Source organism: Catellatospora sp. NPDC049111 (genome assembly GCF_040648615.1).
Taxonomy (GTDB): domain Bacteria; phylum Actinomycetota; class Actinomycetes; order Mycobacteriales; family Micromonosporaceae; genus Catellatospora; species Catellatospora aurea.
Genome location: NZ_JBEZEB010000075.1, coordinates 1 through 20,305 on the forward strand (window position 1 = coordinate 1; position 20,305 = coordinate 20,305).

At 71.5% G+C, this 20,305-nt stretch carries 20 protein-coding genes; 14 read left to right on the forward strand and 6 right to left on the reverse strand.

Annotated features, from left to right (window positions below; all coding sequences use genetic code 11):
• The first annotated feature begins 244 nt into the window (after positions 1-244).
• The 5 genes from AB0B66_RS43115 (at position 245) to AB0B66_RS43135 (ending at position 5,061) form a co-directional block, all read left to right on the forward strand.
• The gene (locus tag AB0B66_RS43115) at positions 245-1,144 is read left to right on the forward strand and encodes a sugar ABC transporter permease (RefSeq protein ID WP_360541352.1); all 900 of its coding nucleotides are present in this window, start codon (positions 245-247) and stop codon (positions 1,142-1,144) included.
• Between the two features lie 74 nt (positions 1,145-1,218).
• Entirely contained in the window at positions 1,219-2,040 is an 822-nt protein-coding gene (locus AB0B66_RS43120; RefSeq protein ID WP_360541385.1) for a carbohydrate ABC transporter permease, read from the forward strand.
• A gap of 334 nt (positions 2,041-2,374) precedes the next feature.
• A complete protein-coding gene (locus AB0B66_RS43125) occupies positions 2,375-3,772 on the forward strand; it encodes a GH1 family beta-glucosidase (protein WP_360541354.1) in 1,398 nt (465 codons plus the stop codon).
• A 183-nt stretch (positions 3,773-3,955) separates the two neighbouring features.
• The gene (locus AB0B66_RS43130; protein WP_360541356.1) at positions 3,956-4,759 is read left to right on the forward strand and encodes a hypothetical protein; all 804 of its coding nucleotides are present in this window, start codon (positions 3,956-3,958) and stop codon (positions 4,757-4,759) included.
• A 20-nt stretch (positions 4,760-4,779) separates the two neighbouring features.
• A complete protein-coding gene (locus AB0B66_RS43135) occupies positions 4,780-5,061 on the forward strand; it encodes a helix-turn-helix transcriptional regulator (RefSeq protein WP_360541387.1) in 282 nt (93 codons plus the stop codon).
• Between the two features lie 91 nt (positions 5,062-5,152).
• Here the strand turns inward: AB0B66_RS43135 and AB0B66_RS43140 are convergent, their stop codons facing one another.
• The 3 genes from AB0B66_RS43140 to AB0B66_RS43150 all read right to left on the reverse strand — a co-directional run bounded on the left by AB0B66_RS43140 (position 5,153) and on the right by AB0B66_RS43150 (position 7,698).
• Positions 5,153-5,878, reverse strand: coding sequence for a PIG-L deacetylase family protein (locus AB0B66_RS43140; RefSeq protein WP_360541358.1), 726 nt, complete (start codon positions 5,876-5,878; stop codon positions 5,153-5,155).
• A 10-nt stretch (positions 5,879-5,888) separates the two neighbouring features.
• The gene (locus tag AB0B66_RS43145) at positions 5,889-7,268 is read right to left on the reverse strand and encodes a serine hydrolase domain-containing protein (RefSeq protein WP_360541360.1); all 1,380 of its coding nucleotides are present in this window, start codon (positions 7,266-7,268) and stop codon (positions 5,889-5,891) included.
• Between the two features lie 82 nt (positions 7,269-7,350).
• Positions 7,351-7,698 carry a hypothetical protein gene (locus AB0B66_RS43150; protein WP_360541362.1) on the reverse strand — a complete coding sequence of 116 codons (348 nt, stop codon included), beginning with the start codon at positions 7,696-7,698 and terminating at the stop codon, positions 7,351-7,353.
• Positions 7,699-8,118: 420 nt separating this feature from the next.
• Between AB0B66_RS43150 and AB0B66_RS43155 the strand changes: the two genes are divergently transcribed.
• From AB0B66_RS43155 to AB0B66_RS43170, 4 genes are all read left to right on the forward strand, one after another.
• Positions 8,119-9,693 (forward strand): Na+/H+ antiporter, encoded by a 1,575-nt coding sequence (locus tag AB0B66_RS43155; protein ID WP_360541363.1) that lies wholly within the window; start codon positions 8,119-8,121, stop codon positions 9,691-9,693.
• A 13-nt stretch (positions 9,694-9,706) separates the two neighbouring features.
• Positions 9,707-9,958, forward strand: a complete 252-nt coding sequence (locus tag AB0B66_RS43160) for a UBP-type zinc finger domain-containing protein (protein WP_360541365.1) — start codon at positions 9,707-9,709, stop codon at positions 9,956-9,958.
• Positions 9,959-10,010: 52 nt separating this feature from the next.
• A complete protein-coding gene (locus AB0B66_RS43165; protein ID WP_360541367.1) occupies positions 10,011-11,648 on the forward strand; it encodes an ABC-F family ATP-binding cassette domain-containing protein in 1,638 nt (545 codons plus the stop codon).
• A gap of 163 nt (positions 11,649-11,811) precedes the next feature.
• Positions 11,812-13,098 (forward strand): cellulose-binding domain-containing protein, encoded by a 1,287-nt coding sequence (locus AB0B66_RS43170; protein ID WP_360541369.1) that lies wholly within the window; start codon positions 11,812-11,814, stop codon positions 13,096-13,098.
• 54 nt (positions 13,099-13,152) lie between these two features.
• On the opposite strand, the gene AB0B66_RS43175 is transcribed toward AB0B66_RS43170, so the two are convergent.
• Together AB0B66_RS43175 and AB0B66_RS43180 are read right to left on the reverse strand one after the other, a co-directional pair.
• The gene (locus AB0B66_RS43175; RefSeq protein ID WP_360541371.1) at positions 13,153-13,788 is read right to left on the reverse strand and encodes an MBL fold metallo-hydrolase; all 636 of its coding nucleotides are present in this window, start codon (positions 13,786-13,788) and stop codon (positions 13,153-13,155) included.
• Positions 13,785-14,870, reverse strand: coding sequence for an S-(hydroxymethyl)mycothiol dehydrogenase (locus AB0B66_RS43180; protein WP_360541389.1), 1,086 nt, complete (start codon positions 14,868-14,870; stop codon positions 13,785-13,787). The genes AB0B66_RS43175 and AB0B66_RS43180 overlap by 4 nt, the downstream gene beginning before the upstream one ends.
• A 134-nt stretch (positions 14,871-15,004) precedes the next feature.
• Between AB0B66_RS43180 and AB0B66_RS43185 the strand changes: the two genes are divergently transcribed.
• The gene (locus AB0B66_RS43185) at positions 15,005-15,547 is read left to right on the forward strand and encodes an N-acetyltransferase (RefSeq protein ID WP_360541373.1); all 543 of its coding nucleotides are present in this window, start codon (positions 15,005-15,007) and stop codon (positions 15,545-15,547) included.
• Positions 15,548-15,560: 13 nt separating this feature from the next.
• Here the strand turns inward: AB0B66_RS43185 and AB0B66_RS43190 are convergent, their stop codons facing one another.
• On the reverse strand, positions 15,561-15,839 hold the full coding sequence (locus tag AB0B66_RS43190; RefSeq protein WP_360541375.1) for a hypothetical protein: 279 nt from the start codon (positions 15,837-15,839) through the stop codon (positions 15,561-15,563).
• Between the two features lie 240 nt (positions 15,840-16,079).
• Here AB0B66_RS43190 and AB0B66_RS43195 point away from each other — a divergent pair, with 240 nt between their 5' ends.
• From AB0B66_RS43195 to AB0B66_RS43210, 4 genes are all read left to right on the forward strand, one after another.
• Positions 16,080-17,516, forward strand: a complete 1,437-nt coding sequence (locus AB0B66_RS43195) for an RICIN domain-containing protein (protein ID WP_360541377.1) — start codon at positions 16,080-16,082, stop codon at positions 17,514-17,516.
• Positions 17,517-17,601: 85 nt separating this feature from the next.
• Positions 17,602-18,783 carry a GNAT family N-acetyltransferase gene (locus tag AB0B66_RS43200; protein WP_360541379.1) on the forward strand — a complete coding sequence of 394 codons (1,182 nt, stop codon included), beginning with the start codon at positions 17,602-17,604 and terminating at the stop codon, positions 18,781-18,783.
• 259 nt (positions 18,784-19,042) lie between these two features.
• Positions 19,043-19,201, forward strand: coding sequence for a hypothetical protein (locus AB0B66_RS43205; protein ID WP_360541381.1), 159 nt, complete (start codon positions 19,043-19,045; stop codon positions 19,199-19,201).
• Positions 19,201-20,166, forward strand: coding sequence for an N-acetylmuramoyl-L-alanine amidase (locus AB0B66_RS43210; RefSeq protein ID WP_360541383.1), 966 nt, complete (start codon positions 19,201-19,203; stop codon positions 20,164-20,166). The genes AB0B66_RS43205 and AB0B66_RS43210 overlap by 1 nt, the downstream gene beginning before the upstream one ends.
• Positions 20,167-20,305: the final 139 nt, after the last annotated feature.

A 20,305-nucleotide genomic window follows, 5' to 3' on the forward strand; every position in this document is an offset into this window, starting at 1 on the left:
GGTCCGAAGTCCGGTGACATCAACACGGCGATCCAGAACGGTCTGACCCGTGTGGAGCAGGGCAAGCAGAAGCCCGACGAGGCCTGGACGCAGTCCGTCAAGGACGTCAACGCCCTCCTGTGACCTGACCCCTCGGCCGGTTCCCCGCCGTCAACAACCGCTTCAGGGCGCGGTTGGCGGGGAACCGGCCCCTTTCACCGCATCCGCCCCGTCCGCGTAAGCCGACCTGAACAGTGATGTGCCGATGATGAAGAACCTCCTCTATCGCTTGGACGTCAAGGGCTCGCCCTATCTGTACATCGTGCCCTTCTTTCTCCTTTTCGCCGCGTTCGGGATCTTCCCGCTGGCGTACACCGCGTGGGTCTCCCTGCACGAGTGGAGCCTGCTGGCGGACACCCACACGTTCCTCGGCCTGCAGAACTACAAGGACCTGTTCGCCGACGAGTACTTCTGGAACGCGCTGCGCAACACCGCCCAGATCTGGGTGCTGTCCACCGTTCCCCAGCTGCTGATGGCCCTGGTCCTGGCGCACGTGCTCAACCAGCGGCTGCGCGCGCCGACGTTCTGGCGGATGACGGCGGTGCTGCCCAACATCACGTCGGTGGCCGCGGTGGCGATCATCTTCGGGCAGATCTTCGGCAAGGACTACGGCCTGGTCAACTGGCTCCTGGAGACCCTCGGTCTGGGCCGCATCGACTGGCAGGCCGGCACCGCGTCCTCCCAGATCGCGATCTCGGTGATGATCATCTGGCGGTGGACGGGCTACAACGCCCTGATCTACCTGGCCGCGATGCAGGCGGTCAACAAGGACCTCTACGACGCCGCTTCCCTCGACGGAGCCAGCAGCTTCCAGCAGCTGACCAGGATCACCGTCCCGGCGATCCGCCCGACGATCATCTTCACGGTCATCGTGTCCACGATCGGCGGCATGCAGGTCCTGGCCGAACCACTGCTGTTCGGCGGCGCGAGCGTCACGGGCGGCTCGGACCGGCAGTTCCAGACGCTGTCGCTCTACCTGTACGAGGTGGCGTTCTCGCGGTTCGACTTCGGTTACGCCTCGACCGCGGCGTGGGCGATGTTCGGCATCATCGTGATCGTCGCGGCGATCAACTACTTCCTGACCAGCCGCCTGCGGAGGTCCTGATGACTACCACCACCATGACCAGGACCGTCGCGACGACGGAGGAGCAGAGGCAGGTCCGCCGCCGCCGGTCGTTCATGGCCGACCGCCGGCCGGGCAAGCTCACCTACCTCGCGCTGGCCGGGCTGGCGCTGTTCTCGGGGTTCCCGCTGTACTGGTCGATCGTCGTCGCCTCGCACGACAACGGCATCCTGGGCCAGGTCCCGCCGCCGTTCGGCATCGGCCCGAACCTGATCGCGAACCTGGAACGGGCCTTCGGCACGGTCGACTTCGCCAAGGCGCTGACCAACTCGTTCGTCGTCTCGATCTCGATCACGATCAGCGTGGTCCTGTTCTCCACGCTGGCCGGGTTCTCCTTCGCGAAGCTGACCTTCAAGGGCCGCAACGCGATGCTGGTCATGCTCATCGCGACCATGATGGTCCCGACGCAGCTCGGCATCATCCCGCTGTACATGCTGATGGCCAAGATCGAGTGGACCGGCACGATGTACGCCGTCGTCGCGCCGGGCCTGGTCACCGCGTTCGGCGTGTTCTTCATGACCCAGTTCCTGCGCGAGGCGGTGCCGAGCGAGCTGATCGAGGCCGCGCGCGTCGACGGCTGCCACACGCTGCGCATCTTCTGGCACGTGGTCCTGCCCGCGTCCAAGCCCGCCGCGGCCGTGCTCGGCATGCTCACGTTCATGGGGGCCTGGAACGACTTCTTCTGGCCACTGGTGGTGCTCACCCCGGAGGACCCGACGGTGCAGACCGCGCTGTCCACCCTGGCCAGCGGCTACATCCAGGACTACTCGCTGTCGCTGACCGGCACGGCCATCGCGACGATCCCGCTGGTGATCGTGTTCGCCCTGCTCGGCAAGTACATCATCGGCGGCATCATGCAGGGAGCGGTGAAGTCTTGACATCTCCCCGAACCGAGGCAGGGGGACTCAACCCTCGCGGGTTGAACTTTCTGCTTCACAGCCCGTTGCCGACCTGGGTTACCAGCGAGGAGCGGTGTGCCGCCCATCGGTCCTACACAAGCTCCACAGACCTGACTTCCCGCCAGCCCGGCGGTAGGCCCGACCGGCTTGGTTATCGCCGGCCAGGCCGCAACAGATTAGCGCGCCTGTTCGCATATGCGACACCCGTGGACGCCGGATTCGTTCCGGCGGCGAACCAACCTCTCCTGCCCTGCTCCGCAGGGGTTCCGTTTCCTCCCCGGCCTGAAGGCCGGAGTATCCACGGAGGCATCCGATGACGCTGGCCACTACCGAGGAGCAGCTGACCGGAACCGCGGCGGTGCGTTTCCCGGCCGGGTTCCGCTGGGGCGCGGCGACCGCGTCGTACCAGATCGAGGGGGCGGCGGCCGACGACGGGCGCAGCCCGTCCATCTGGGACACCTTCGCCCGTACACCCGGCAAGGTGTTCGAGGGCCACTCCGGTGACGTCGCCTGCGAGCACTACTTCCGCTACCGCGAAGACGTCGCGTTGATGAAGCAGCTCGGGCTCGGGACCTACCGGTTCTCGGTCGCCTGGCCGCGCATCAAACCCGACGGCTCCGGCCCGGTCAACTCGCGCGGCCTGGACTTCTACGACCGGCTCGTCGACGAACTGCTCGACAAGGGCATCGACCCGATGGTCACCCTCTACCACTGGGACCTGCCGCAGGTCCTCGAGGACCGGGGCGGCTGGACCAACCGCGACACCGCGCACTACCTCGCCGACCTCGCCACGGCCACGATCGCCCGGCTCGGCGACCGGGTGCGCACCTGGACCACGCTCAACGAGCCGTGGTGCTCGGCGTTCCTCGGCTACGGCAGCGGCGTGCACGCGCCGGGTCGGCAGGACCCGCGGGCCACGTTCGAGGCGGTGCACCACCTGATGCTCGGGCACGGCCTCGCGGCGCGGGCGCTGCGGGCGGGCGGGGCGCGGGAGGTGTCGCTGACGCTGAACCTCACCGACGTCCGGCCGCTCACCCCCGCCGACCCGCACGACCAGGCGGCGGCCCGGCTCATCGACGGGTTGCAGAACCGGCTGTTCCTGGACCCGGCGCTGCGCGGGCGCTACCCGCAGGACATGCTCGCGCTGTTCGAGCGGTTCGGTGCGGCCGGGGTGATCCAGGCCGGTGACGAGTCGCTCATCGCCGCCCCGATCGACCTACTGGGCGTGAACTACTACCAGCCGGCGCTGGTCCGGGCCCAGGTCGGCGCGCACAGCGGGCAGGCGCACCCCGGCAGCGAGGGCGTCGAGTTCGTGACCCAGAGCGCACCCGTGACGGCGATGGACTGGCCGGTGGACCCGACCGGCCTGTCCGACCTGCTGCTGCGGCTGGCGGCGGACTACCCGGGCGTGCCGCTGATGGTCACCGAGAACGGCGCCGCCTACACCGACGTGGTGGAGGGCGACCGGGTGGCCGACGACGAGCGCATCGCGTACCTCGACGGTCACCTGCGGGCGGCGCACGCCGCCATCGAGGGCGGGGCCGACCTGCGCGGATATCTCGCCTGGTCGCTGCTGGACAACTACGAGTGGGGGTACGGCTACGGCAAGCGCTTCGGGCTGGTGCACGTCGACTACGCCACCCAGCGCCGCCTGCCCAAGGACAGCGCTCACTGGTACGCCGAGGTCATCGGCCGCAACGGTCTGACCTGACGGGCCGGTTCGGATCGTCGGGGGCGCGGTCGCGGCGGGAGCCGGGCCGCGCCTCGTGCGTGCCGGGGCCCAGCGGCAGGAATTCTGCGAAGTCAAGAATCGTTTGGGCGATTTCGACCGTTATATTCGGCAGCCATGCCTCCCGGTCCGCACCGGGCGGTCCACCGTCGAATAGGGCCCGCGATGAGAATCAACCTGCCGACTCCCCGCACGCTCGTGCGCTTCCTGCTGTGCTTCGTCGCCGGCCTGCACGTGCTCAGCCTCGGCGGCAACTACCTCTACCACGGGCTGGGCCATCACAACGTGATCCCCGCCTTCGCCTGGTGGACCACGTTCTTCAACGTGGACAAGGAGAAGAACCTCCCGACCTGGTTCTCCGGCGCCCTGCTGCTGCTCGCCGCGTACGTGCTGTGGGAGATCGCGAACAACGTCGCCGCACGGGGCGAGAAGTACGCCAAGCACTGGCGGATCCTGTCGGTCGTCTTCGCGTTCCTGTCCATGGACGAGATCACGCAGATGCACGAGATGAGCCGCAAGATGGGCCTGGTCAACCTGGGCAAGGCGTCCTACCTGTCGTGGATCGTGGTCGCCGCGCCGTTCGTGCTGGTCTTCTGCGTGTCCTACCTGAAGTTCCTGTTCCACCTACCGGTGCGCACCCGCCTGCTGGTGGCGGGCGGCGGAGTGCTGTTCGTGCTCGGCGCGGTCGGCATGGAGGTCGTCGGAGCGTTCGTCGGCCGGGACGTCAGCGGCAACGTCGCGCCCGGCACCGGGTACATGGAATACCTGCTCGCGGCGTCCGTCGAGGAGCTGTGCGAGATGCTCGGCGTCATCACCTTCTTCTACGCCATGTCCTCCTACCTGTACGAGCGCCAGCAGCAGGACGCGCTCGCCGCTCCCGGCGCGCCGGTGCAGCTCGCCGCCGCGCGGTCCCGCCGCCAACCGGTCGCCGCCGGCTCCGCGCGCCACGGGGACACCGCCGCACGCTGACTCCCGCCCGGCCCGGCTCGCTGCGGGGACATGGCCCGGGCCCGGCTGCGCGACGCCGGCGTGCGCGATGGGCCCGCGGCCGCCGGGGCCGTCCCAAACACGGCTGGGACGCGCTCACCGACACCGAGCGCACCGTGGCCGAGTTGGTCGCTACCGGCATGCCCAACCCGGACGTCGCCGCGCAGCTGTTCCTGTCCCGGCGCACGGTGCAGTCGCACGTGTCGAGCATCCTGGCCAAACTCGGCCTGACCTCCCGCGTGGAACTGGCCGTCGCCGCGACCCAGCGCCAGGCCCAGCCGTGAAGACCGAGGCCCATCCCTGCCTGCGGCCGGGTCCGGTCGCCGGTGAACTCGCCCCGGGCCGGCCGGGCCGCGGCGCGACCCGGCCGGCCCGTCACATCCGGTGCAGCTCGAAGGCCGCCGCGCGCCGGCCGCCGAAGCGCGGCGCGGTCAGGTCGGCCATCCACTCCAGGAAGGCCCGCGTGTCGGCCATCGGGTTGTCGCCCAGCCCCGCCAGGTAGGCGTGGTGTGCGTCGAGGGACGCCACGGCCCGGTCCAGCGTGTCGGTGATGTCGACGGCGTGGGTGGCCTGCGGCGAGCCGCCGACGGCGACGTAGCGCACGCCGCCCCACGGGGCCAGTCCCTGCGCCACCAGCTCAGGGAAGATCCACCGGTTGCCCGCGTCGCCGACGGCGTCCATGACGGCCCGGCCCACGTTGCGGTGGTCGGGGGAGTTCCAGCCGCCGCCGGGCCACGTGTCGTGGAAGTTCGCGGTGACCACCAGGTCGGGCGTGTGGCGGCGGATCGCCGCGGCCAGGTCCCGGCGCAGGGCGAGGCCGTACTCGACGACGCCGTCGGCGTGGCCGAGGAACTCCAGTTCGGACACGCCGACCTCGGCGCAGGCCGCGCGCTGCTCGGCCTCGCGCAGCGGCCCGCACTCCTGCGGCGGGAGGGTGTCGATGCCGGCCTCGCCGCGGGTGACCAGGGTGTAGCGCACGTCCTTGCCCGCCGCGGTCCACCCGGCCACCGCCCCGGACACCCCGTATTCGAGGTCGTCGGGGTGGGCGGCGATGGCGAGCGCGCGGGTCCAGTCCGTCGGCAGCGGTTCCAGCTGATCCATGTCCCCGACCCTACGCGGGGCCGCCGCGCCAGCCCAGCGGGTCGACGCCGCCGGGGACCGTGTCCGAACCGTACGGCTGCCGAGTGAGCACGAAACTGCCCAGGTCCAGATGGGTCACCGCACCGGCGGCGTCGCGCACCACACGCAGCGTCTCGCCCGCGTAGTAGCCCTCCAGCCCGAGCCACGTGCCGTCGCCCCGCGCCTTCATCCGGGAACTGCGCCCCGCCCCGGTCAGCGGCCCGAACTCCAGGTCGCCGTCGGCGCGCAGCCGGATCAGCGCTGGTGTGGGCCCCACGTACCAGGGGCCGGCCAGGTCCAGCAGCGCTGGGTCGTACGTCTCCAGCGGGGTCCACGTGTCCGGGATACGCGGTTCGTGCTCGGCGGTGATGCGCACCAGGTCGGCGGCCAGCGCCCCGATGGAGATCCCCGAGGTCGCGTTGGCCAGCACGACGCCGCCCAGCCGGTCGGCGGGGCTGACCCACACCGTGCACAGGAAGCCGGGCATCGAGCCGGTGTGCCCGGACAGCATCCGGCCGCCGTCGTTCTTGAGCTGCATGCCCAGGCCGTAGCTCAGGTCCCAGACGGGGCCGTCGAGCGGGGACGCCGGGACGCGCATCTGCGCCAGGCTCGCCTCGGCCAGCACCGCCGGGTCGCCCGCGCCCAGGAACGCGGCGAAGCGGCACAGGTCCTCGACGGTGGACCACAGCTGCCCGGCCGCGGCCATCCGGCCGGTGTCGGTGGCGGGCTCGGGCAGCAGCACGTCGGCCCACGGGTGCACGGCCCAGCCGTCGGCGTGCGGAGCCTGCGGCAGCAGCGAGGTGCGGGTCATGCCGAGCGGGGTGAGGATCTCCTCGGCGAGCACCTGCTCCAGCGGCTTGCCGCGCAACTGCTCGACGAGCGCGCCGAGCAGCGCGAAGCCGGGATTCGAGTAGTGGAAGACCCGCCCGGCGGGGTGCCTGACCGGGTCGGCGTCGAGCAGGTCGGCCAGTTCGGGGCGTACGCCGCCGTCGGTGCGCTCCCACCACGGGGCCGGGGTCTCCGACGGCAGGCCGGCGGTGTGCGCGAGCAGCTGGGCGACGGTCAGCCCGGCGGTGGCCGCGGGCGCCGCGGGCAGGTGAGCGCCCAGCGGGTCGGCCAGGTCGAGACGGCCCTCGTCGCGCAGGCGCATGACCAGTACGGCGACGAAGGTCTTGGTCAGCGAGCCGATGCGGTACTGCGTGTCGGTCGTCGGGGGCTGCCCGCCGACGAGGCCGCGGCCGCCGGTCCACACCGGTGCGCCGTCGCGGACGATCGCGCCGACCAGGGACGGCGCGCGGCCCTCGGTCTGGGCGGTGGCGAGGCGGTGCAGCAGGGCGCGGCTGGTGGCCGGCAGCAGTTCCATGTCAGGCATCCGGTCATCGTGCCACCGCGGCGGCGTCCGCGGGGTACGGGTGGGCCGGCGGTCGGGGCCGCCGGCCCGGGACGGGTGATCCTCAACGGTGGTTGCTGTACCCGTGGTGGTTGTTGCCGTGGTTGTTGTACTTCTTGTGGTGGTAGTTCTTCTTGTAGTGCTTCTTGTAGTGGTGGCTGTACTTGCAGACCCACTTCTTGTACGTGCGGTGGTGCCAGCGGTAGGTCTGTTTCCAGCAGCGCTTGCCGCCGTCCAGTGCGGACGTGGTCGATTCCTGCATGGACACCGAAACCGGTTCGGTGAGCTGCGCGGCCGACGCCCGCTGCGGTTGCGCCATGACGGTGAGCCCGGCGACCAGGAACAGCATCAGGCTGAACATGGTGGTGGTGATCCGCAGCCGGTGGCCGATGGCACGAGCGGTCTCCTGCATCGAACACCCTCCTCCCAAAGAATGGCTGATCAAGCGGACAGGCCGATCAAACCTCCGCCGGCGAGACATGGTCAACGCCGTGATCAGGGCAAACGCCTTGCCGGGCGGCAGGTCAGGGGTGCTTTCACCGGGAGTTCATTTAGCCTGCCTACCGACCGGCAGGTAGAACGCCCATCGGGGGCGGTAACCGGGCGGTGCGCGGGGTCGCCTGACCGGTCGGCAGGAAAGGATGAACATCGGGTGAACCCATGCGGTATGACGCATGTTTCTCATCCCGTGGGAGGGTTTTCTTACCTACCGGCCGGTCAGTGACCCGCACGAGGCCGCCAGCAGCGGATATTCGTGCCCGATCGCGCCGGATGGGCGCGGTGACCCTGGACATATGCGTACCAGGCGCTGCCGCGCCATAGGCTCTGACACGTGAATGCCCTCGTGGTGGCTGTCGTGCTGACCGTGATCGTCGTCGCGGTCTCCGCGCTGTCGCGCCGGTACAACCTGCTCAACCCGATCGTGCTGGTGGTGGTGGGCCTGGCCCTGGCGCTGATCCCCGGCTTCCCGGTCGTGGTGCTGGAGCCGGAGGTCGTGCTCATCGGCGTCCTGCCGCCGCTGCTGTACGTCGCCGCGCTGGAGACCTCCGTGCCGGCGTTCCGGCACAACCTCCGCTCGATCCTGCTGCTCGCCGTCGGCCTGGTCATCTTCACCGCGGTCGCGGTCGGACTGCTCGTGCACGCGCTGCTGCCCCAGGTGCCGCTCGCCGCCTGCCTGGCGCTCGGCGCGGTGGTCGCGCCCCCGGACGCCGTCGCGGCCACCGCCATCGCCAAACGCATCGGCCTGCCCCGCCGGCTGGTGACCATCCTCGAAGGCGAGAGCCTGCTCAACGACGCCACCGCGCTGGTCATCTTCCGGGTCACCGTCGTGGTCGCGATCGGCACCGCGGTCGGCCCGATGGGCGTGGCCCAGCAGGTGATGCTGGCGGCCGGCGGCGGTGTTCTGGTCGGCGCGCTGGGGGCGCTCACCGCCGCTTTCCTGCACCGGCGCACCCGCGACCCGCTGATCGACAACTCGATCTCGCTGCTCACCCCGTTCGCGGTGACCGTCGTCGCGGAACTCATCCACGCCTCGGCTGTGGTCGCGGTCGTGGTGACCGGGCTCTACCTGGGCCACCGGATGCCGACTCTCATGTCAGCCGCGTCGCGCCTGCAGATGGGCGCGTTCTGGCGCATGATCACCTTCATGCTGGAAGGCCTGGTGTTCCTGGTCGTCGGCCTGCAGCTGCGCGAGGTGCTGGCCGACCTGAACACCCCCTTCGCCGAGGTGGCGGGGCTGACCCTGGCGGTGCTCGCGACCGTGATCATCGCCCGGTTCGCCTGGATGTATCCGGTCGCGTATCTGGTGCGGTTGCTGCCCATGGTGCGCCGCCACGGCACCGGCATCGACTTCACCGGGGCGACCGTGATCTCCTGGGCCGGCATGCGCGGCGTGGTCACCCTGGCCACCGCGCTGGCGCTGCCCGCCATGCTCGCGGGCCGCATGCCCTACCCGCGGGCGCTGTTCGTGTGGCTGGCCTTCGCCGTCATCGTCGGCACCCTCGTGCTGCAGGGCATGACCCTGCCGATGGTGGCCCGCATGCTGAAGGTCCAGGCCGACGACCCGACCCGGGACATCCTCGCCGAGGCGCAGGCGCAGCAGCAGGCCAGCAAGGCCGCCCGCGAGCGGCTGGAGAGCCTCGCCGACACCGCCTCCCCGGAGGTGGTGGACAAGCTGCGCCTGCTCACCGAGCGCCGCTCCAACGCGGTGTGGGAGCGGCTGGGCGCCGACCGGGAAACGCCATCCGCCGTCTACGTCCGGCTGCGCCGAGAGATGCTGGAGGCCGAGCGGGCCGTGTTCCGCGCCGCCCGCGACGCCGGCCGGATCCCGGAGGACGTGCTCGTGCGCGCACAACGCGACATGGACCTGGAAGAGTCGATGCTGGAACGGATGGACCGACCCGCGTGAACGAGGAGCAGGCATGAGCTGTGAGGACCTGAAGAACGCCGACGACCCGGCGGCCCGCGCCGACGGCTGCGAGGAGTGCCTGCGCGACGGCACCACCTGGGTGCACCTGCGCCGCTGCCTGAATTGCGGGCACATCGGCTGCTGCGACTCCTCCCCGCACAAGCACGCCACCGCGCATTTCCACGAGGTCGGGCACCCGGTCATCCAGTCGTTCGAGCCGGGCGAGGACTGGCGCTGGTGCTACCTGCACGAGGTCGTGGGCTGAGCCTCGGGCCCGGTCAGGGCCGGTGACCAGGGCGGCGGATACGCTTCGGCACATGAGCGCGACTTTGGTGGCACGGGGCCTGTCCGCCGGGCACGGCGAGCGGGTCCTGTTCAGCGAACTCGATCTGGTCGTCGCGCCCGGCGAGGTGGTCGGCCTGGTCGGCGTGAACGGGGCCGGCAAGTCCACGCTGCTGCGCCTGCTCGCCGGCCTGGCCACACCCGAGCAGGGCAGCGTCTCCCTCAACCCGCCGACCGCCAACGTCGGGCTGCTGCCGCAGGAGCCCGAGCGGCGTCCCGCCGAGACGGTGCGCGACTTCCTCGCCCGCCGCACCGGTGTGGCGCGGGCCCAGCAGGAGATGGACGACGCGGCGCTGGCGCTGGCCGAGGGCGCGGACGGGGCCGACGACCGCTACGGCGAGGCCCTGGAGCGCTGGCTCGAACTCGGCGGGGCCGACCTGCCCGAGCGGGCCGCGGCGGTCGCCGCGGAGCTGGGCCTCGACGTCGACCTTGACCACCCGATGACCGCGCTGTCCGGCGGCCAGGCCGCCCGCGCGGGCATGGCGTCGCTGCTGCTCAGCCGGTATGACATCTTCCTGCTGGACGAGCCGACCAACGACCTGGACCTGGCCGGGCTGGATCGGCTGGAGCGCTTCCTCGGCGAGCTGCGGGCGGGCACCGTGCTGGTCAGCCACGACCGCGAGTTCCTGACCCGCACCGTCACCCGGGTCGTCGAGCTGGACCTGGCCCAGCAGCAGGTGCGCCAGTACGGCGGCGGCTACCAGGCCTACCTCGCCGAGCGGGAGGTCGCCCGCAGGCACGCCCGCGAGGCCTACGAGGAGTACGCCGACAAGAAGGACGACCTGCTGGCCCGCGCCCGCATGCAGCGCGCCTGGATGGAGAAGGGCGTCAAGAACGCCCGCCGCAAGTCGCCCGACAACGACAAGATGGGCAAGGCGTTCCGCACCGAGTCGACCGAGAAGCAGGCCGCCAAGGCCCGCCAGACCGAGCGGCTGATCGAGCGCATGGAGGAGGTCGAGGAGCCGCGCAAGGAGTGGGAGCTGCGCATGGAGATCGCCGCCGCCCCGCGCGCCGGCGCCGTCGTGGCCACCCTCAACAACGCGGTCGTACGCCAGGGGGACTTCACGCTCGGGCCCGTCGACCTGCGTATCGACTGGGCCGACCGAGTCGCCGTGACCGGCCCCAACGGCTCCGGCAAGTCCACACTGCTGCGCGCCATGCTCGGCCGGGCCGTGCTCGCCGCGGGCACCGCCTCGCTCGGGCCGGGCGTCGTGGTCGGCGAGATCGACCAGGCCCGTGGGCGTTTCCTCGGCCACCAACCGCTCGTGGACGCGTTCCAGTCGGCGGTGCCCGCGCTGGCCCCGGGTGACGTGCGCACCCTGCTGGCCAAGTTCGGGCTGCGCGCCGCGCACGTGCTGCGGCCGGCCGCGACGCTGTCGCCGGGCGAGCGCACCCGGGCCGCGCTGGCGCTGCTGCAGGCGTCGGGGGTGAACCTGCTGGTGCTCGACGAGCCCACCAACCATCTCGACCTGCCCGCGATCGAGCAGCTGGAGCAGGCGCTGGACTCGTACACCGGCACGTTGCTGCTGGTGACTCACGACCGGCAGATGCTGCAGGCCGTGCAGACCAACCGCATGCTCACCGTCGAGTCCGGACGGGTCACCGCGAGCTGAGCGGCGACGGGTTGCCGAAAAGGTTTTCGGCCTGCATCGTGGTGGGCTGGAGCCGGAACGCGGACTCGACCCGCGTCAACGCGTGGCGTCGACACCGGGCGGTCGTGCCACGTGCCCCGCACCCGTCGGCGCGCTTGACGCGCCCACACCCCCGGAGTCCTCCATGCTGCAAACCAGACATCGCCGTGCCCTGAGCGCGGCGCTGGCCGCGACCGTGGCGACCGCCGTGGCCGCCTGGACCCTCGTCGCGACCGCCGCGCAGGCCGCCGTCACCGGCTGCCAGGTCACCTACACCGTCCCGTCGCAGTGGAGCGGCGGCTTCACCGGCAACATCGTCGTCAAGAATCTCGGCGACCCGCTCACCGCCTGGACCCTGCGCTGGACGTTCCCCGCCGCCGGCCAGGCCGTCACCCAGGGCTGGAGCGCCGCCTACACGCAGAGCGGCAGCCAGGTCACCGCCGTCAACATGGGCTACAACGGCAGCCTGGGCCCGAACGCGAGCACCACGATCGGATTCAACGGCGCGTGGACGACCGCCAATCCGATCCCGACCGCGTTCACGCTGAACAACGTCGCCTGCACCGGCACGCCGTCCACCGCGTCGCCGGCGCCGCCGTCGTTCTCGCCGTCGGCGTCCCCGCGCCCGTCAGCCTCGGCCTCACCGTCGGCGTCGCCCCGGCCGTCGACCTCCCCGTCGAGTCCGCCCACCAGCGACTGGAACCCGCCGAGCAACCTGGTGACACCGCTCAACGAGGTCTGGTCGCACTACCAGTCCACATACCCGCAGCTGCTCACCTTCCGCAACTACGGCTGGGACCAGGTCATGGCCGGCGGCGGGCGGATCAACTACTGCGTGCGCTGGGACTCCAGCGCCCGGGTGAGCGCGGCACTGCGCGACCAGATCCACGCGGCGCTCAAGCGCCAGTTCAAGAAGTGGATGGACGTGATGGCCGGGCACAACGGCTGGCCGTACGCCGAGGTGCCGGTGAACGTGGTCGGCTGGGCCGTGCGCGACCGGGCCACCCTGGAGTGGACCGACAACTCGGTCGACATCTACGTCAACGACATCCGCGAGAACGCGCCGCAGTGCTCCGAGCCGTGCGGCCGCTTCTTCCACCAGGACGGCAACTACAGCGGCTGCCCCGGCGGCGCGTCGCACCACTACGACATGTCGCTGTGGCTGACCTCCGGCTTCGGCGGCGGCGCGGGCGGCGACTGGGGCCAGCGCATGGGCAGCGAGTACTTCACCGGCGCGCTGAACTCCGAGAACATCCACATCTACCTGCATGAAGTCGGGCACACCTTCGGCCTGGACGACTTCTACGACTGGACGCCCACCGGGCAGTGCTGCTTCATCATGAAGGCGGGCAGCGCCACCAGCATCACCGAGTTCGACAAGTGGATGCTGCGCGACTTCTGGCGGCACCTGAAGAACCGCTGGGGTTACTGACCGGCGGCCGTGCGGACGCCCGTTTCGTGGGCGTCCGCACGGACAAAGCCGTGTTCAGTGGCCGCGGGCCAGCCACTCGTCCAGGTGCGGGGACTCCGCGCCGATGGTGGTGGTGTCGCCGTGCCCGGTGTACACCACGGTATCCGGCGGCAGGGTCAGCAGCCGGTCGCGGATCGAGCCGATGATCGTGCCGAAGTCGCTGTAGGACCGGCCGGTCGCGCCCGGCCCGCCCTGGAACAGGGTGTCCCCGGAGAACAGCGCGTTCAGCTGCGGCGCGTACAGGCACACCGCGCCCGGCGCGTGCCCCGGCGTGTGGTGCACCCACAGCTCGACCCCGGCGACGGTCAGGCAGTCGCCGTCGGTCAGGTCCCGGTCGGGCACCACGCCCGGGTGGGTCATGTCCCACAGCACCCGGTCGTCGGGGTGCAGCATGATCGGTGCGCCGCTCAGCCGGGCCAGCTCCGGCGCGGCGTCGATGTGATCGTTGTGCGCGTGCGTGCACACGATCGCGACGACGCGCCGCTCACCGGCCGCCGCCATGATCGCGGCCGCGTCGTGCGCCGCGTCGACGACGAGCACGTCGCTGTCGTTGCCGATGAGCCAGACGTTGTTGTCGACCTCCCACGTGCCGTCGTCCAGGCTGAACGTGCCCGAGGTGACGACCCGTTCGATGCGCGCCGAGCCCGTCACAGCATCACCACCGAGCGCAGCACCTCGCCGCGGCCCATCTTGGCGAACGCCTCCTCGACGTCGTCGAGCCCGATCTTCTCGGACACGAACGCGGCCAGGTCGAGCCGCCCCTGCAGGTACAGCGCGAGCAGGGTGGGGAAGTCGCGGGAGGGCAGGCAGTCGCCGTACCAGGAGGACTTGAGCGCGCCGCCGCGGCCGAACACGTCCAGCAGCGGCAGTTCCAGCTGCATCTCCGGGGTGGGCACGCCCACCAGCACCACCGTGCCCGCCAGGTCCCTGGCATAGAAGGCCTGCCGGTAGGTCTCCGGGCGGCCGACCGCGTCGACGACCACGTCCGCGCCGAAGCCGCCGGTCAGCTCGCGGATGGCTGCGACGACGTCGGTCTGCCCGCCGTTGACGGTGTGCGTCGCGCCGAGCTGCTGCGCCCAGGCGAGCTTGCGGTCGTCGAGGTCGACACCGATGATCGTGGTCGCGCCGGCCAGCCGCGCCCCGGCGATGGCCGCGTTGCCGACGCCGCCGCAGCCGATCACCGCGACGGTGTCGCCGCGGGTCACCGCGCCCGTGTTCAGCACCGCGCCCAGCCCGGCCATCACGCCGCAGCCGAGCAGGCCGGCGACCTCCGGCGGCGCGGCCGGGTCCACCTTGGTGCACTGCCCGGCGGCGACCAGCGTCTTCTCGATGAACGCACCGATGCCCAGCGCGGGCGACAGCGGGGTGCCGTCGGCCAGCGTCATCTTCTGCTTGGCGTTGTGCGTGGCGAAGCAGTACCACGGCTTGCCCTTGCGGCAGGCGCGGCACTGGCCGCACACGGCGCGCCAGTTCAGGACGACGTAGTCGCCCGGGGCCACCTCGGTCACGCCCGCGCCGACGGCCTCCACGACCCCGGCGGCCTCGTGTCCGAGCAGGAACGGGAAGTCGTCGTTGATGCCGCCCTCCCGGTAGTGCAGGTCGGTGTGGCAGACCCCGCAGGCCTGCACCTTCACCAGCGCCTCCCCGGGACCGGGGTCGGGCACCAGCACCGTTTCGATGCTGACCGGCGCGTTCTTCGAGCGGGCGACGACTCCGCGGACCTCGTGCACCACCGTGGCCTCCTTGCGCACGTTGGACAGACGCAAGGATGTTACCCGTGCGATGCCCGCTCGCCAGGCAATCGTGTCCGGCCTGGGCGTCCGGAAACCCGTTGCGGTCCGGTGCGCCCGCTCCTAGGTTCGCGAGCATGGACTATGCGATCAGGGCCGAGACCACCGCCGACCACGGCGCGGTGCGCGCCGTGCAGGCCCTCGCCTTCGGTGACGGCGACCGGGTCCCCGGACTGGTCGACGCGCTGCGGGCCGCTCCCGCCGCGCTGCCGGTGGTCTCGCTGGTGGCGACGGACGAGGACCGGATCGTCGGGCACGTGATGCTCAGCGCCTGCCGACTGGACGCCCCGGCCCGCCTGGTCGACGTGTACACCCTGTCGCCGCTCGGCGTACACCCTGATCATCAGCGTCGTGGTCTCGGCGGGCGGCTCGTCGCCGCGGCGCTGGCGGCCGCCGACGCCGCGGGTGTGCCGCTGGTGTTCCTGGAGGGCGACCCGAGGTACTACGCGCGGCACGGCTTCGTCCGGGCGAGCGGCCTGGACTTCCGCTCGCCGTCGCTGCGCATCCCCGATGCGGGGTTCCAGGTCCACCCGCTGACGGCGCACGAGCCCTGGATGACCGGCACGTTCGTCTACTCGGACCCGTTCTGGGCGCACGACTGCGTGGGTCTGCGCGGCTGAGCGCCGCGGCTGCTCAGAGCGGGCCGCCGAAGGTGGCGTCGTGGGCCGGCGCGCCTGCCTGCTTCGGCGTCCCGCGCTTGGCGATCCGCCGCCCGGCCCGCCGGGAGCGGGCGGTCCGCGCCGCCTCCCGCTGCTCCGCGTCCCGCCGCAGGGCCGCCTCCATGATCGCCTGATCGACGACCGGATCGCGCGGGTCCGTGCGCCGCCGCGCGGCGGTGTGAAAGAGCGCGTAGACCGTGAGCGCGACGACCGCCACGCACGGCGCGAACAGCAGGATCCCCGTGTCACTCATGGCGTGCAGCCTAGGCGGCGGCTGCCACGTCCGCCGGTGTCGATGATCCCGGCACGACTCTCGTCGGCGGGCCTCCGGTTTCGAGCCCGAACACGCAGGCTGGCATGCCATATCGATTGACATAGTTTGACGTCACGACTAACGTTTCGAGAACGGAAAGCGCTTTCCGCACCCGCTCACCTGCACCGCGGGCCGGCTCGCCCAGGCCGCCCGCGGCGCCAACACTCGGAGGTTCATCCGATGTCCCCATCCACTCCACGGACGACAACCCGCCGCTCCTGGCGACTGCGAACCGCACTCGTCGCGGCGCTGACCCTCGCGCTCGCGGCGGTCGGCGCGGTCGTCGCGGCACCGGCCCAGGCCGTCACCATCGACACCGGCGCGTGGTACGTCATCGTGTCCCGGCACAGCGGCAAAGCCGTCGACCTGTACAACTTCAGCACCGCCGACGGCGCCCCGATCGTCCAGTGGGCCCGCAACGACGGCTACCAGCAGCAGTGGCAGTTCGTCGACGCCGGCAGCGGCTACTACAAGCTGCGCTCGCGCCAGAGCGGCAAGTTCCTGGAACTGCCGAACGCCAACGACGGCACTCCCCTGGTGCAGAACCCGGACAACGGCACCACCCGCCAGCACTTCGCGGTGCGCGACACCGACAGCGGCTACGTGAAGTTCCTCAACCGGCACAGCGGCAAGGCCCTCGACGTGTGGGAGTGGTCCACCGCCGACGGCGGCATCATCAGCCAGTACGCCGACCTCAACGGCTGGAATCAGCACTGGCAGCTCATCGCGGTCGGCTCGGGTGGCGGTGGCGGTGGCGGCTCGCAGACCGGGCTGGTCGGCTGGGCCACCCAGGGCGGCGGCACCACCGGCGGCGGCAGCGCCTCGGCGACCACGGTCACCAGCTCGTCGGCCCTGTCCAGTGCCGTCTCCGGCAGCACCGCGCGGGTCGTGCGCATCTCCGGCACGATCTCCTGCTCCGGCATGATCACCGTCGGGTCGAACAAGACCATTCTCGGCAACTCCGGCGCGACGATCGCGGGCTGCGGCCTGAACGTCTCCAACGCGAGCAACGTCATCATCCGCAACATCTCGTTCCGCGACTGGAACGACGACGCGATCAACGTCCAGTACTCGACCCGGGTCTGGATCGACCACAACAGCTTCACCAACGGGTACGACGGCGCGGTCGACGTCAAGCGCGCCTCGGACTACGTCACGGTCTCCTGGAACCGGGTGTACGGGCACGACAAGTCCATGCTGCTCGGCCACAGCGACGACAACGCGAGTGAGGACCGCGGCCACCTGCGGGTGACCTACCACCACAACTGGTTCGACGGTTCGGGCACCCGCCACCCGCGGGTCCGCTTCGGCAACCCGGTGCACGTGTACAACAACTACTACCGGGGCAACGAGTACGGCGTCGCGTCCACCATGGGCGCGGGCGTGCTCGTCGAGGGCAACTACTTCGAGAGCGTCGACGAGCCCACGCTGGTCGGTTACGCCGACTCCGCCGACGGCGCGATCGTGCAGCGCAACAACTACTTCACCGGCTCCGGGTCCCCGGAGAGCGGTGGGGGCAGCGTGTCGGGCATCCCGTACTCGTACACCCTGGACAGCGCCGGTGGTGTGAAGGCCAGTGTGAGCGCGGGCGCGGGCGCGGGCCGGATCACGGTCTGACACCCCGATCCGGGCGGGCCGGCCCTACACCGGCCCGCCCGGATCACGGTCACCGGGGACCGGGCGGCGTCCCTAGGATGGCCGGATGGTCTACGAGGTAAGGCAGCTGCAGGAGCAGGACGGGCCCGCCGCCTGGCGGCTGGGCAGCGTCGCGTTCGGATACCACGCGTCCCCGCCGCCGGAGGACTTCAGCCTCGTGCCGGGCCGGACGGCCTGGGGTGTCCTCGACGGCGGCCAGCTGATCGCCAAGGCGGTCGATCGCGAGCAGGGCCAGTGGTTCGGCGGGCGGATCGTGCCCACCTCCGGCGTCGCGGGCGTCGCGGTCGCTCCCGAGGTGCGTCGCGGGGGCCTGGGCCGCCAGGTGCTCACCCGGCTGCTGGCCGGGGCGCACGAGCGGGGCGCGGCGATCAGCACGCTGTTCCCGTCGACGCCGCACCCGTACCGCCGGCTGGGCTGGGAGGAGGTCGGCGCGCTGACCTACCTCAGCGTGCCGACGTCGGCGCTGGCGGCGATCCGGCCGGGCCCCGGGGTCACGCTGCGCCCGGCGGCCACCGAGGACGTGCCCGCCGTCCGGGCGCTCTACCGCGACTGGGCCAGGTCCGGCACCGGCATGATGGAACGTTCCGGCCTGCTCTACGACACCACGCCGGAGAAGTTCCTGGCCGCCTACGACGGCGTCACCATCGCCGTGGGCGCGACGGGCGACCTGGAGGGCTACGCGAGCTGGGTGCGCGGCCCGAACACCGATCCGGTGGCCCGGGTGACGGCGCACGACCTGGTGGCGGCCACGCCGCAGGCGTCGACGGCGCTGCTGGCCATGTTCGGCGGCTGGGCGAGTGTCGCGCCGACGACCGTGCTGCGGCTCGGCCAGGGCGACCCGGCCCTGCTGGAGATCCCGACGACGCTGGTCACCGTGGACAGCCGCCAGCCGTGGATGCTGCGCCTGGTCGACGCGCCCGCGGCGATCGCGGCCCGCGGCTGGCCGGGTTACCTGAGCGGGGCGGTGGACCTGGAGATCGCCGACGCCGAGTGCCCGTGGAACGCGGGTCCGTGGCGATTGGTGCTCGACGGCGCCAGCGGGCGGCTGGAGCCCGGCGGTTCCGGTGCCGTCCGGTTCACCCCGCGCGGGCTGGCCGCCTGGTACGCGGGCGCGGCCACGCCGTCGGCGCTGCGCCGGGCCGGCCTGCTGAGCGGCGACGCCGTTGCCGACCCGCTGCTCTCCGCCGCCACCGCCGGCCCGACCCCGGTCCTGCACGACTTCTTCTGACCCCGCCGCCCCCGCCGCCCGCGGCGCAGGAGGGGTGGGCGCGCCGGGTGCGCCGGTCGGTCCACCGTGGACTGGGCGGTGAGTGTATCGGTTGGGTGTGAAGGAAAATTTCGCAAACTTATGGCATGGCGCAAGGTATCGACATAGACGCCGGTGACGATATATGGTGCCGTCACGCCGCCTGGCCAGGCATGACGCGGGTCTGATCAGGTGCGCGCGAGCTTGGGCTCGTGTCCCTCCCTACCCCCCGAGGAGTGCCGTGACCAGAATCCGATCCCTGCGTGCGCGCCGCCGGCGGTTGCTCGGCGTGCCCGCGCTCGTGGCCGCCGCCGTGGCGCTGGTGTCCCGCCCCGCCCACGCCGCGACCGCATCCGCCCCGGAGCCCGAGTGCGCCGCCGACCTCGTTCAGGGGGCGTGATGGCGACCATCCCTTGGCTGGCCGACGTGCTACGGGCGGCCGGTGTCCAGGTCGTCGAGGAGGGCAACTGGCTCAACCGGATGCGCCCCGGCTCGTTCGACCCGATCGGCGTGCTGTGGCACCACACCGCCGCCACGTCGAGCGCGAGCAACCCGCACCCGGCCCTGAACGTCTGCATCAACGGCCGCTCCGACCTGCCCGGCCCGCTGTGCCAGGCGCTGGTGGACTACCACGGCGTGTTCCACATCATCTCGGCCGGGCGCTGCAACCACGCCGGGTCGGCGCGGGCCAGTGGCCCCATCCCGGCAGGTGACGGCAACACCATGCTGATCGGCTGGGAGATCGACTACAACGGCGTCAACCAGACGATGACGTCCGCGCAGTACAACGCCTCGATCGCGGCGACCGCGGCGGTGCTCAAGCGGCTGGGCCGCGACTCCAGCTACGCCCGCGGCCACCGGGAGACCAGCACCACGGGCAAGATCGACCCGTATGCCATCGACCTCAACGTGATGCGCGCCGACGTGGCCCGGGCGATGAACCCGCCCACCGGCGGCTGGACGTCCACCGTGGACAACACCACCGCCGGGCGGTTCACCGCCAGCACCAACTGGGGCACCTCGGCGTTCTCCGGGCAGCGGTTCGGGGAGAACTACCGGTTCGCCAACCCCGTCGCAGCCAGCGACGCCGCCTGGTACAAGTTCGCCATCCCGGAGACGGGCAACTACCGCGTGGAGGCGTGGTGGCCGGCCGACCCGGGCTACAACAGCGCCGCGCCGTACGTGGTCGTCACCAGCAGCGGCAACCAGAGCGTGACCGTGGACCAGCGGGCGACCGGTGGCCAGTGGCGCGTGCTGGGCACCTTCAACCTCACCGCGGGCGACGCCAACAAGGTCGGCGTCAGCAGGTGGACCAACGGCACCGGCTACGTCATCGCCGACGCGGTCCGGGTGACCCGGGTCTGACCCGCAGGTCCGGCGGCGGTCTAGCAGGCCGTCGCCGGGCTTGATCGCCGTTTCGGGTCGGATGGCGGGCTCCGGCCGCCGCGACAGACCCGAGAGGGCCGGCTTCGGGCGCCGGCACGCGGGGCCGGTCCCTCGGCCA